17 protein-coding genes are annotated in these 11,673 nt (G+C 65.7%); 7 read left to right on the top strand and 10 right to left on the bottom strand.

Annotation, left to right across the window (positions count from 1 at the left end; translation table 11 throughout):
* On the top strand, positions 1 to 544 hold a 544-nt coding region (locus WAO18_RS18080; protein WP_422207608.1), incomplete at its 5' end, for a DUF4192 domain-containing protein.
* Positions 545 to 551: 7 nt separating this feature from the next.
* Here WAO18_RS18080 and WAO18_RS18075 read toward each other — a convergent pair.
* The 3 genes from WAO18_RS18075 to WAO18_RS18065 all read right to left on the bottom strand — a co-directional run bounded on the left by WAO18_RS18075 (position 552) and on the right by WAO18_RS18065 (position 2,877).
* Positions 552 to 1,244 (bottom strand): iron dependent repressor, metal binding and dimerization domain protein, encoded by a 693-nt coding sequence (locus WAO18_RS18075; RefSeq protein ID WP_422207607.1) that lies wholly within the window; start codon positions 1,242 to 1,244, stop codon positions 552 to 554.
* A 124-nt stretch (positions 1,245 to 1,368) separates the two neighbouring features.
* Positions 1,369 to 2,328 carry a sigma-70 family RNA polymerase sigma factor SigB gene (gene sigB, locus WAO18_RS18070; protein WP_422207606.1) on the bottom strand — a complete coding sequence of 320 codons (960 nt, stop codon included), beginning with the start codon at positions 2,326 to 2,328 and terminating at the stop codon, positions 1,369 to 1,371.
* Positions 2,329 to 2,475: 147 nt separating this feature from the next.
* The gene (locus WAO18_RS18065) at positions 2,476 to 2,877 is read right to left on the bottom strand and encodes a DUF3099 domain-containing protein (protein ID WP_422207605.1); all 402 of its coding nucleotides are present in this window, start codon (positions 2,875 to 2,877) and stop codon (positions 2,476 to 2,478) included.
* Between the two features lie 61 nt (positions 2,878 to 2,938).
* Here WAO18_RS18065 and WAO18_RS18060 point away from each other — a divergent pair, with 61 nt between their 5' ends.
* The gene (locus tag WAO18_RS18060; protein WP_331512180.1) at positions 2,939 to 3,178 is read left to right on the top strand and encodes a DUF3039 domain-containing protein; all 240 of its coding nucleotides are present in this window, start codon (positions 2,939 to 2,941) and stop codon (positions 3,176 to 3,178) included.
* Here the strand turns inward: WAO18_RS18060 and WAO18_RS18055 are convergent.
* Both WAO18_RS18055 and WAO18_RS18050 read right to left on the bottom strand, forming a co-directional pair.
* Positions 3,165 to 4,151 carry a YihY/virulence factor BrkB family protein gene (locus tag WAO18_RS18055; RefSeq protein WP_422207604.1) on the bottom strand — a complete coding sequence of 329 codons (987 nt, stop codon included), beginning with the start codon at positions 4,149 to 4,151 and terminating at the stop codon, positions 3,165 to 3,167. The genes WAO18_RS18060 and WAO18_RS18055 overlap by 14 nt on opposite strands.
* A 63-nt stretch (positions 4,152 to 4,214) precedes the next feature.
* Positions 4,215 to 4,412, bottom strand: a complete 198-nt coding sequence (locus WAO18_RS18050; RefSeq protein WP_422207603.1) for a DUF7455 domain-containing protein — start codon at positions 4,410 to 4,412, stop codon at positions 4,215 to 4,217.
* 124 nt (positions 4,413 to 4,536) lie between these two features.
* Between WAO18_RS18050 and WAO18_RS18045 the strand changes: the two genes are divergently transcribed.
* Positions 4,537 to 4,896: a DUF952 domain-containing protein gene (locus WAO18_RS18045; RefSeq protein ID WP_422207602.1), complete on the top strand. Its 360-nt coding sequence runs from the start codon at positions 4,537 to 4,539 to the stop codon at positions 4,894 to 4,896.
* Here WAO18_RS18045 and WAO18_RS18040 read toward each other — a convergent pair.
* The 3 genes from WAO18_RS18040 to ppgK form a co-directional block, all read right to left on the bottom strand.
* A complete protein-coding gene (locus WAO18_RS18040; RefSeq protein WP_422207601.1) occupies positions 4,851 to 5,258 on the bottom strand; it encodes a RidA family protein in 408 nt (135 codons plus the stop codon). The two genes, WAO18_RS18045 and WAO18_RS18040, sit on opposite strands and share 46 nt — an antisense overlap.
* A gap of 78 nt (positions 5,259 to 5,336) precedes the next feature.
* On the bottom strand, positions 5,337 to 6,851 hold the full coding sequence (locus tag WAO18_RS18035; RefSeq protein ID WP_422207600.1) for an RNA polymerase sigma factor: 1,515 nt from the start codon (positions 6,849 to 6,851) through the stop codon (positions 5,337 to 5,339).
* A 176-nt stretch (positions 6,852 to 7,027) separates the two neighbouring features.
* Complete coding sequence (gene ppgK / locus WAO18_RS18030) at positions 7,028 to 7,834, bottom strand: polyphosphate--glucose phosphotransferase (RefSeq protein WP_422207599.1); 807 nt, start codon at positions 7,832 to 7,834, stop codon at positions 7,028 to 7,030.
* Between the two features lie 116 nt (positions 7,835 to 7,950).
* On the opposite strand from ppgK, the gene WAO18_RS18025 reads away from it, so the two are divergent.
* The gene (locus WAO18_RS18025; RefSeq protein WP_422207598.1) at positions 7,951 to 8,823 is read left to right on the top strand and encodes an inositol monophosphatase family protein; all 873 of its coding nucleotides are present in this window, start codon (positions 7,951 to 7,953) and stop codon (positions 8,821 to 8,823) included.
* Positions 8,824 to 8,834: 11 nt separating this feature from the next.
* Here WAO18_RS18025 and cei read toward each other — a convergent pair whose 3' ends face one another.
* Positions 8,835 to 9,485, bottom strand: a complete 651-nt coding sequence (cei, locus tag WAO18_RS18020; RefSeq protein ID WP_422207597.1) for an envelope integrity protein Cei — start codon at positions 9,483 to 9,485, stop codon at positions 8,835 to 8,837.
* Positions 9,486 to 9,648: 163 nt separating this feature from the next.
* On the opposite strand from cei, the gene WAO18_RS18015 reads away from it, so the two are divergent.
* Complete coding sequence (locus WAO18_RS18015) at positions 9,649 to 9,951, top strand: DUF4193 domain-containing protein (protein ID WP_422207596.1); 303 nt, start codon at positions 9,649 to 9,651, stop codon at positions 9,949 to 9,951.
* Between the two features lie 24 nt (positions 9,952 to 9,975).
* Here the strand turns inward: WAO18_RS18015 and WAO18_RS18010 are convergent, their stop codons facing one another.
* Positions 9,976 to 10,452: a DUF3093 domain-containing protein gene (locus WAO18_RS18010; protein ID WP_422207595.1), complete on the bottom strand. Its 477-nt coding sequence runs from the start codon at positions 10,450 to 10,452 to the stop codon at positions 9,976 to 9,978.
* Positions 10,453 to 10,477: 25 nt separating this feature from the next.
* On the opposite strand from WAO18_RS18010, the gene dut reads away from it, so the two are divergent.
* Positions 10,478 to 10,942, top strand: a complete 465-nt coding sequence (gene dut / locus WAO18_RS18005) for a dUTP diphosphatase (RefSeq protein ID WP_422207594.1) — start codon at positions 10,478 to 10,480, stop codon at positions 10,940 to 10,942.
* Positions 10,939 to 11,673: DUF3710 domain-containing protein (locus WAO18_RS18000; RefSeq protein WP_422207593.1), on the top strand; the 735-nt coding region annotated here is incomplete at its 3' end. The genes dut and WAO18_RS18000, both read left to right, overlap by 4 nt.

Raw genomic sequence — 11,673 nt, 5'->3', positions numbered from 1 at the left:
GCTCCGCAGCGCGTCGCTGGCCCAGCTGATCGCCGAGCGCGCCGCGACCCGCGACGAGGCGTACCGGGCGAATCCGACGGCCTGTGTCCGTCGCGACGTCGAGGATGCGATGGCTGCTGCCGCCCGGGTCGGAGACGGGCAGCAGCTCGCCGACGCCGAGCTGGCCGGCCTGGCGGGTGGGCTGGCCGATGTCGAGGTCCGAGACACGCTGTACGCCCTCGCGGTCGGCCACTGCGCGGGGGACGCCGAGGCGCTGTGGGTGCTGCTGTCGCGCAGCCTGCCCACACCGTGGCGCGCCGAGGCGTTGGTGTTGCTCGCGTTCAGCGCCTACGCCCGCGGCGACGGACCGCTGGCCGGGGTATCGCTGGAGGCCGCGCTGCGCTGCGAACCGGGTCACCGGATGGCCGGCATGCTCGACACCGCTCTGCAGTCGGGCCTGCGGCCCGAGCACATTCGAGAGCTGGCGGTCACCGGGTATCGGCTGGCCGAACGGCTCGGTGTACGGCTTCCTCCGCGACGGACGTTCGGCCGCCGCGCGGTGTAAATGGGGGCTAGACCTTCTCGACCTTGACGGCGTGAGCCATTTCGTGCGGAAGGCTCACGTTCTCGTGGCCGGGAATCACGATCGTCACGCCACCGGCCTGGTTGGATTCGACGGTCACCCTGGCGTTGGGGACGACACCCGCGTCCTTGAGGCGGGTGATCAGGTCGATGTCGCCCTGCACGTGCTCGGTCAGCTGGCGTACCACGACCGCGACAGGAGGACCGGCCGGCAGTTCCGTCAACCGCACCAGATTGCCGTCCTCGGCGCCGAACCCCTCGCCGATGCCCAGGTCGATGAGCCCGGGAATCGGGTTGCCGAACGGGGAGGTGGTCGGATTGTTGAGCACTTTCATCAGCCGGCGCTCGACGTCATCGCTCATGACATGCTCCCAGCGACAGGCCTCGGCGTGCACTTCTTCCCAGGGCAGCCCGATGACGTCGACCAGCAGCCGCTCGGCCAGCCGGTGCTTACGCATCACCGACACGGCCAACGCCCGGCCCTTGTCGGTCAGCTCGAGGTGGCGGTCACCGGCCACGTGCAACAGCCCGTCGCGCTCCATCCGCGACACGGTCTGGCTGACCGTGGGCCCACTCTGGTCAAGCCGTTCGGCGATCCGGGCACGCAGCGGGGTGACGCCCTCTTCTTCAAGGTCGTAAATGGTCCGCAGGTACATCTCGGTGGTATCAACCAGGTCGTTCATTCCGCACCCTCCATTGGTGCCGAGTCTACTTGCCCAGCTGCACGAATGGTTCGCTAACACTCCAGCGCAGCAGTACGCCCGCCGTGGGTGCGGCGGGCGTACTTTTCGATGCTGGTGCGGGTGGTCAGCTTGCGTAAGAGCGAAGCCGGTCGGCCCGCTCACCGTTACGCAGTTTGGACATCACCTCGCGCTCGATTTGGCGGACCCGCTCGCGGGACAGGCCAAACAGCTTGCCGATCTGGTCCAGTGTGCGAGGCTGCCCATCGTCGAGCCCGAAGCGCAACCGGATCACCTGGTGCTCCCGTTCGTCGAGCGTGGCGAGCACGCTGCGAATGTCGGTGTGCAGCAGTTCGGCGATCACCGAGTTCTCCGCGGACATCGCCTCGGCGTCCTCGATGAAATCGCCCAGCGGTGCTTCCTCTTCGGAGCCCACCGGCATGTCGAGGCTGACCGGGTCGCGGCTGTGCTCGAGCAGATCGTTGATCTTCTCGACGGGAATGCCGGACTCGGCAGCCAGCTCCTCGTCGGTGGCTTCGCGGCCGAGGTTCTGGTGCATCTCACGCTTGATACGGGCCAGCTTGTTCACCTGCTCGACCAAGTGCACGGGCAGCCGGATGGTGCGGCTCTGGTCGGCCATACCGCGGGTGATCGCTTGGCGGATCCACCACGTCGCGTACGTGGAGAACTTGAATCCCTTTGCGTAGTCGAACTTTTCCATCGCGCGGATCAGACCGAGGTTGCCTTCCTGGATGAGGTCCAGCAGAGGCATCCCGCGGCCTGTGTAGCGCTTGGCCAGCGACACCACCAGCCGCAGATTGGCTTCCAGCAGGTGGCCCCGCGCCGCTTCGCCGTCGCGAACCACGGCGGCCAGATCGCGTTTGCGGTTCTCCCCGAGGCGCTTACGCGTCTCGAGCAGATGCTTGGCGTACAGGCCGGCTTCGATGCGCTTGGCGAGCTCAACCTCGTCGGCGGCAGTGAGCAAAGCGGTTTTGCCGATCCCATTCAGGTACACGCGCACCAGGTCCGCGGCTGGGCTTTGCGAATCCAGGTCGCTATCAACCCGGATACTGTTGGCTTTTGCCATGGCGGCCTCCTCAGGGCGTGAACTGTCATCGGGTACAACGACCAACCCGGGTGAGTAGTTCCCGCTGTGCTTCGTTCTCACACCCGTTGACGTGCGGCAATGTCCGCTTGCCCTGAGAATGTGCTAAGAACCCGGTGCGGCTCCGGACTATTCGGAACCGTCGCTTTGCGGGTGAGGCGGTTCCGGTTGCGTCGAGCGACTGTGGCGCTCGATCGCCGGCCGTTCGGCGGTGGGGAAGAGCGGAGTCCGTCGCACCGGCTCGTCGAAGCGTCGTGGTTCGTCGGCGCGCCGGGGCGGGCGGTCATTGGCGATCAGCACCGCGATCCAGGGCAGCGGGATCGACACGGCGATGATCGCCAAGGAGATAAGTCCGTTGTGCCACAAGCCGTACGCGACGGCGGCGAGCAGCAGCGCCGGAATCCGGAATGACATGATCGTCAGATATTTCCGCACACGTTGACGGTGCTGTACCTCATACGCGGGTGCGGCGGCGGTGATGAGGATCGGTCGACCATCGTCGTCGAAACCCAGCTCTTGGCTGCGCCTCATTTCTCCACTGTTGCACAACTTGGCTCACGGTGGCGCACCCGGTTCCGGCACAATGTGTGCCATGGAGACCCAGACGATCGAACGCACTGACACCGACGAACGCGTCGACGACGGGACCGACAGCGACACCCCGAAGTACTTCCACTACGTCAAGAAGGACAAGATCGCCGAGAGCGCCGTGATGGGCACCCATGTCGTGGCGCTGTGCGGCGAGGTGTTCCCGGTGACGAAGTCGGCCAAGCCGGGCTCGCCGGTGTGTCCGGACTGCAAGCGGATCTACGAGTCGCTCAAGAAGAGCTGACCCGACCGGTCTGCACCGGCGGTGTTTCGTCGTCCGTTGGCGCGCTGGCGTCTTCGACGACTTCCTTGGCCCGCTTGACCAGCCACCGTCGCATCCGGTGCGTGTGCGTTCGCGGGGCCGGCCACTCCTCCTGGATGGCGGCGTTGAACTCCGCACCCAACATGATCGAGAAACCCGCGAAGAACGCAAACAGTAGAAATGCGATGGGGGTGGCCAGCGCGCCATAGGTGTAGCCGGTGCCGGTGATGTATCTCAGGTAGATGCGCAGCCCCAGGGTGGCGATCACGAACGCCACACTGGCCAATGCCGCACCGAAGACCAGTCGGTGCGACGGAATCGGTTCCGGCAGGGCCACGCGATACAGCACGACCACGGTTGCGACCAGGCCGATGAGCAACGCCGGGTAGTAGCCGTAGGCCAGCACGTCCTGCAAGCCGTCGGGAATGAATTCGGCGAGCTTGCGCGGCCCGCGCACCATCAGCGGCGCCGTCACGATCACGAAGAGCAGCATCACCACGTACAACCCCAGCGCGAACAGGCGCTGACGCACCGGATGCCGCAGCGGGGTCTGATCATGCGCCTCGACGACAGAATCGACGAAGGCCGATATTGCCGACGATCCTGCCCATAGGGAAATCAGAAAGCCCAACGACACCACTTCGCCGCGAGCACCCCGGTCGATGTCCGCGATGGTCGGCTCGATGATCTCGTGAACGACGCTTTGCGAGAAGATCTTGTTCGACATCGACACCAGATAGTGCTCGATTACGGCCATCGTGTCGGGCCCGAACAACGGCGCTACGTAGGCCAGACTGCCGAGCATCCCCAGCAGCAGTGGCGGCAGGGACAGCGCCGACCAGAACGCTGCTTGCGCGGACTCCGAAAAAATGGAGTCGTCCCAGCTTTTCGATAACGCCCGCCGAGTAATACGCCAGATGTGATGCCGCGAAGGTTTCACTGGGTGGTCGGTCATGACCCGTTCAGGATTCCCGACCGGCACGCAGACCGCCAGGTTTGCACGTGGCGCGTCGTGTGTTTAGGACCCGATCAGGTCGCCGCTGGTTTCCAACACAGCGGACAACTCGATCAGCTTCGCCTCGTGCTCGTTGGCGTGATGCTGGCAGAACAGCAGCTCTGCGCCGGAGGGCAGCTTGGCGCGAACGCGCGCAGCAGCACTGCACCGGTCACACCGGTCCGCCCGGGTTAATTCAGGACTAGTCAATGTTGCGTTCATGGCTACTCCGTTCTGCTAGGTCCACTGTCTCAGATGTCTGAGCGTTTGGCCGTCTTCACCGCGGGTTTACCCGCTGTGTCGTTTCTCACCCCTGCCTGTTCAGCGCTAGAGGCAGGATGTCGGTATGAATCAACCGTCGCCGGTGCTGGTCCACCTGTGTCCCACCGACGACTGGTCCGCTGCCAAGATCAGTGGGCAGTTGCGGCCCGCGTCGCTTACCAGCGCCGGGTTCGTCCATCTGTCGACGCCCGAACAAGTGCACCTGCCGGCAAACCGGCTGTTCCGAGGTCGCGACGACCTGGTCCTGCTGCACATCGATACGTCCCGTCTGGACTCGCCCATTCGTTGGGAACTAGGTGTAGCAACGGATCCGGAGTCGATGCTGTTCCCGCATCTGTACGGAGCCTTGCCCGTTGAGGCTGTGATCAATATCACCAGCTACCGGCCGGCCGCGGACGGCACGTTCCCGGTGCTCGGCGAATAGGCATCGGCTTCGATCTCCACCAATAGCTCCGGTGCGATCAGCGCCCTCACTTCAACCATGGTGGCCGCCGGCCGGATATGGCCGAATACCTCGGCGTGCACGACCGCGACCTCGTGCCAACGAGAAATGTCGGTGACATAGATACGGGTGCGAATCACGTCGTCGAGTGACGCCCCCGCCTCGTTGAGAGCGATCTCTATGCGACGCAGTGCTTCTCGCGTCTGAGCGCCGATGTCGCCAGGAGCTCCGGGCCCGGTCGTGCCGGCCACGACGACGTGCGAGCCGACCCGCACTGCGCGCGAGTAACCGACTGTCGACTCGAAATCGGTACCGGACGAGACCAGGATGCGGCTGGTTGGCATCCGGTCAACGTAGGGCAGTCGTGGCACGGGCGCCGTCAAATTAATTGGGCGACACGTTCCTTGACGGGCAAGCCGTCGCTAGTCGAGGTAGTCGCGCAGCACCTGAGAACGGCTGGGGTGGCGCAACTTCGACATCGTCTTGGACTCGATCTGGCGGATGCGCTCACGGGTGACGCCGTAGACCTGACCGATCTCGTCGAGGGTGCGGGGCTGTCCGTCGGTGAGGCCGAAGCGCAGCCGCACGACGCCGGCTTCACGCTCTGACAACGTCTCCAGCACCGACTGCAGCTGATCCTGCAGCAGGGTGAACGACACCGCGTCGACGGCCACTACCGCTTCGCTGTCTTCGATGAAATCGCCGAGCTGGCTGTCACCCTCGTCACCGATGGTCTGATCCAGCGAAATCGGCTCCCGGGCGTACTGCTGGATCTCCAGCACCTTCTCCGGGGTGATGTCCATTTCCTTGGCCAGCTCTTCGGGTGTGGGCTCGCGGCCCAGGTCCTGCAGCAGCTCGCGTTGAATACGGCCCAGCTTGTTGATCACCTCGACCATGTGCACCGGGATGCGGATGGTGCGGGCCTGGTCAGCCATGGCGCGGGTGATGGCCTGGCGGATCCACCATGTCGCATAGGTGGAGAACTTGTAACCCTTTGTGTAGTCGAACTTTTCGACCGCACGAATGAGTCCGAGGTTGCCCTCTTGGATCAGGTCGAGGAATGCCATGCCGCGGCCGGTGTAGCGCTTGGCCAGTGACACCACGAGTCGCAGGTTGGCTTCCAGCAGATGGTTTTTCGCGCGGTCACCGTCGCGGCAGATCCACTGATAGTCACGGCGCTGCGCGGCGGGAAGCTTCTCGCCTTTCTCGGTGAACTCAACCATCAGCTGGGTGCAGTACAGCCCGGCTTCGATCCGCTTGGCCAGCTCGACTTCCTCTTCGGCGTTGAGCAGCGCCACCTTCCCGATCTGCTTGAGGTAAGCGCGAACCGAGTCCGCCGACGCCGTCAGCTCGGCATCCTTCCGGGCCTGCCGCAGAGCCTCCGACTCATCCTCGTCCCAGACGAAATCGCCTGAGGCCTTGTCCTTTTCGCTCGGCTCGACGATTTCCTCGTCTTCTACGGCATCCACCTCGTCGGCTTTGGCCGGCTTTTTCACGGCCGCTTCGTCGGTATCGGCCGGCGCTGCGACGGTCTCATCATCGGGCGTGTCGACTTCGAGATCTTCGAGGTTCAGGTCTTCGGCATCGAGTTCGATGTCGTCGCCCGGCCCGCCCTCCAATTCGGCGTCTGCGTCGAGGTCTTGCTGGTCGGTCTCGAGGTCGGCCGGTGTGGTCGCAGCGTCGGGGGCGCCCTTCGAGGTCGCTTTCTTCGGGCGCCCACGGGTCGGCGCCGCTTTGGCCGCCGCGGTCTTGGTGGCGGTGCGGGTCTTGGTTGCCGTTGCGGCTTTGGCAGCTTTGGCCGGTGCTTTAGCGGTCTTGGTGGCGGCGCCGTTGGCGGCCTTGGCCGGCGAACGCTTTGCCGGAGTGCTGGCGGGGGATTTGGCGGCGGTGCGCTTCACCGGCTCATCGGTTGCCGGTCGTGCTTTGGTCGCTGCCACGTAAACCCCTTCGGTAGAACTCAACTTCCGGTGCTCTAGGCATGGTCAACCGGAGATGTCGGCTATGTCGGATGATGGCGTCGAATATCAGGGTGGATATTCGCCGCTATCGGTCGGGCGGCTGCCGGTGACCATTGTAACGACAGCAGGGCGATACCCCCGCCAGAGCACGCCAATCAGTGCGTCACGTCGCGCGTCGCCGCCATCGCGGCGCCTACGATTCCGGCGGAGTTCTGCAAGGCGGCGGCAACCACCGGAGTGCGGTTTTTCAGCAGCGGCACCCATTTCTCGGCTTTGCGGCTGATGCCGCCGCCGGCGATGAACAGCTCCGGGCACATTGCGTTCTCGATGGCGACCAGCACTTTCGTCACCTGCTTGGCCCACTTTTCGTAGCTCCAGCCGCGCTTGTCCCGGACCGAGGAGGCGGCGCGGTGTTCGGCCTCTTTTCCGCCGACTTCGAGATGCCCGAACTCCGTGTTGGGTAGCAATATCCCGTTGTGAATGACCGCCGACCCGATTCCGGTTCCAAATGTGAGCAGCACCACCACGCCGGTGGTGTCTTTGCCCGCGCCGTAGCGCTCTTCTGCCAGTCCTGCGGCGTCGGCGTCGTTGAGCACGACGACTTCCTGACCGTGCAAAGCGGCGCTGATGATGTCGCGCGCGTTGGTGCCGATCCACTTTTTGTCGACATTGGCGGCGGTCCGCACGATGCCCTGGGTGACCACCCCCGGATAGGTGACGCCGAGCGGTCCGGTCCAGCCGAACTCGTTGACGACGGCGGCGATCGTCTTGGCCACTGCCGACGGAGTGGCCGGCTGCGGTGTCAGCAGCTTGTACCGGTCGCCGACGAGTTCGCCGGTGTCCAGGTCGACGATGCCGCCCTTGATGCCGCTGCCGCCGACGTCGATCCCGAAACCACGGCGCGGCGGCGTCTCGGTCCCGCCGACGGCTGGCGCGGGGCTGCTCGAGTCGGCACTGGTCATCGAATCTCCTCGGCGAGACGTAGGCGTCGACCAAACCCTAATGCGTAGCTGCGCGGTTGGTCGGCGTGTTACCCCGACGTTGCCGAACCCGGCAATACCTGTGATGCGATGAGTCGGTGAGTACACCTGATAACCAACCGGCACAGCTGCGCACGGTGGCCGAGACGCTGGCCGGTGAGGCGGCCGCCTTTGTGCGGCGACGCCGTGGCGAGGTGTTCGGCGCCGACGCGGGCGCGGATGGCGACGACGCGGTGCAAGCCAAGACGACCCCGACCGATCCGGTGACCGTCGTGGACACCGAAACCGAACAGCTGCTGCGTGATCGGTTGGCGCAGTTACGATCCGGTGACGCTGTTCTCGGTGAGGAAATCGGCGGACCGACCGATTCGGCGATCGCGCCCGGCGCAGTGACGTGGGTGCTGGACCCCATCGACGGCACGGTGAACTTCGTCTATGGGATCCCTGCGTATGCGGTGTCGGTGGCTGCGCAGATCGACGGTGTCTCGGTGGCCGGCGCGGTCGCCGATGTCGTCGGTGGCCGGCTGTACTCGGCGGCGACCCGACTGGGCGCGCATGTCGCCGACGCCGAGGGCACCCGACGGCTGCGGTGCAGCGCTGTCGACGACCTTTCGCTGGCGCTCGTCGGCACTGGGTTCGCCTACTCCGCAGGACGCCGCACCGTCCAGGCCGAACTGGTGTCCAAGATCCTGCCGGTAGTCCGCGACGTACGCCGGATCGGTTCTGCGGCACTGGATTTGTGCATGGTCGCGGCCGGCCGGCTCGACGCTTACTACGAGCACGGTCTGCACGTGTGGGACAGCGCCGCAGGGGCGCTCATCGCGGCCGAGGCCGGTGCGCGGGTGTTGTTGCCGGAGCCTGGCGACCCAGAGCGAACTGCTGCCCTGGTGGTCGCTGCCGCGCCGGGGATCGCCGACCAGTTGCTTGCCGCGCTGGGGCAATTCGACGGTCTGGCACCGATTCCGGGCTGACCGGCCCGCGGTCAGCAGTTGCCGGCGTGGATCTTCGCCAACAGCGCAGAATCGGCCGGCTCGGTGGCGCCCGGGCGTAGTCCGGCCAGGACCGCGGCGATGTCATCGCTGTGTGCCAGCGCGCCGAATTCGGTGCCGATCGCCAGGTCGACAGAATCGTCGTTGCGATCGTCGCGGTACAGCTCGGTGCACGGCGCCACCAGCCACACCGCCGCGGCACCGGCCTGGCCGGCCTCGCCGAAGCGGATCTGACCCTGACACGTCAGCCGTGTTTTGGCGTACACCGGGTCGTTGGCCGCCGCCGGCTGCGCGAATCCCAGGTCTCGCAATGAGCCGGCGACGTCTGCGGCCTGACCGCCGCGCCCGCTGGCGTTGAGGACACGGACTTTCGCGTCGGCCAGTTTCGCCGGAGCGACGTTGACCATCGTGCTGCGCGACACCGCGGTACCCAGATGCGGCTGACCGGGATCGCTCTGCTCCGGGGGTGGGTTGCACACCGTCGCCTCGTGTACTTCGGTCGGCCGGGTGAGCGCGATCGTCCACACCACCGCGCTGGCCACCAGGAGCACGACCAGCAGGACGATGGCGGGCCGAGCGTTGCGACGACGGAACGGGCGACCGTGCTTGTCGAACGCTGTACCTTCAGTGATTTGCGCGACCACGTACGCACTCTAAAGCGCGATGTTTAGCGGGAGGTAGTGCGGCTAAATAGCTGATGTGACGTAAATCACACTTGAACACCCCGCGATACGGGCACGAATCGTTTTGCGGATGCGTTCGACGCTGGTACAAAGCTTTGCTTGCAGGGTTATGAGGGGACAGACGATGGCTACCGACTATGACGCCCCACGGCGTACCGAAACCGACGACGTTTCAGAGGACTCTCTCGAGGAGCTCAAGGCACGGCGAAACGAAGCGGCGTCGGCGGTTGTCGACGTCGACGAAACCGAGTCCGCCGAGTCATTTGAGCTGCCCGGGGCCGATTTGTCCGGCGAAGAGTTGTCGGTCCGCGTGATTCCCAAGCAGGCTGACGAGTTCACTTGTTCGAGTTGCTTTCTGGTGCAGCACCGCAGCCGGCTCGCCAGCGAGAAGAACGGCGTGATGATCTGTACGGACTGCGCGGCCTGACCGCGCTCATCGGAGAGTTGCCGACTAACTGCGCAACGCCGACAACACCTGTTCCGGGTGCCGCGAGCTCACCAGCCAATATGGGGTCGGATCGTCGGCGTCGTCCAGAACTACCAGCACCATGGGGCCGACCCAGCCGCGGTGCACCACATACGCCGCCGGGTCGAGTTGGCGCCCGAGCGCCGCGGACTTCGCTGAGCGGGGAATGTCCGCCGACCGGGCGATCACGGTGACAGGCAAATGCGCCTCGCCGGCCCATAATTCGACTCCGCCGGCACCGGTGGTGACTCGGACCTCGACGCGGCCCAGCCACAACAAAGCCCCGGCTGCCACCACGAACAATGCTGCGAACGGGAGCCAGTCCGGGAGACTCGGGACGCCCATGTTGACCTCGACGGCGATCAGCCCCGCCAGGCCGAAACCCAGTGGCCACCACCACCACGGCACCCACAAACGCTCGCGGTACCGCAAGGTTTGCGGCGTGACTGGCGTCTCTGACATCCGGTCAAGGGTAATCTGTGCCCCCGTGTCGACCAGTCTGGCGGTTGTTCGTCTCGACCCCGGGCTTCCGCTGCCCGTCCGGGCCCACCACGGCGATGCCGGCGTGGACCTCTACAGCGCCGAAGACGTCGAGCTGGCGCCCGGACACCGCGCGTTGGTGGGGACTGGAATCGCGGTGGCAATTCCCGTCGGGATGGTGGGGCTGGTGCATCCGCGGTCCGGATTAGCTGCGCGGGTGGGGCTTTCGATCGTCAACAGCCCCGGCACCATCGATGCGGGTTACCGTGGTGAGATCAAGCTTTCGCTGATCAATCTCGACCCCGCGGCGCCGATTGTCGTCAACCGTGGCGACCGGATCGCCCAGCTGCTGGTGCAGCGGGTCGAGTTGGTCGACCTGGTCGAGGTGTCCTCGTTCGACGAGGCTGGACTGGCCGATACCACGCGTGGCGACGGCGGCCACGGCTCCTCCGGCGGACATGCGAGTTTGTGATGGCATTCGGTAGACGTAAACCCAAAGAGCAGCCAGCCGACGAGCCGGAACCCGCGGGCGCACACCGAACGCGGGATGTCGACGTCGAGAACCGGGTTGCCGACGACCTCGACGGCCCGTTCGACATCGAGGATTTCGACGACTCCACGGCTGCCACGGAAGGCCGCCTCGACCTCGGTGCCGTGCTGCTGCCGCTGCCCCCGGAGGCCCAGCTACAGGTTGAGCTGACCGAGACCGGTGTGCCCAGCGCGGTGTGGGTGGTGACGGCCAACGGCCGCTTCACCGTCGCCGCGTACGCGGCTCCCAAGACGGGTGGTCTGTGGCGCGAGGTCGCGGGTGAACTGGCCGAGTCGCTTCGCAAGGATGGCGCCAACGTGACCATCGAGGATGGCCGCTGGGGCCGTGAAGTGCTCGGCACCGCGACCGGGGTGGTGCGGTTCATCGGGGTCGACGGGTACCGGTGGATGATCCGGTGTGTGGTCAACGCCACCGCCGAGACCGTGGACGCGCTGACCGAAGAAGCACGAAATGCATTGCTGGACACCGTTATTCGCCGAGGCGACACTCCATTGCCGGTGCGTACGCCGCTACCGGTGCAGCTGCCCGAGCCGATGGCGTCGCAGCTGCGCGAGGCTGCGGCCGCCCAGGGCGCGGCCGGCGGACAGCCCGCCGGGCAGCAGCCGGAACCCGACGTCGTGGACGAAGCGGGCGAGCCGACGCCGACCGAGCGC

The organism is Mycobacterium sp. (assembly GCF_049278535.1).
Taxonomy (GTDB): domain Bacteria; phylum Actinomycetota; class Actinomycetes; order Mycobacteriales; family Mycobacteriaceae; genus Mycobacterium.
This window is presented reverse-complemented; position numbering and strand designations above follow the sequence as displayed.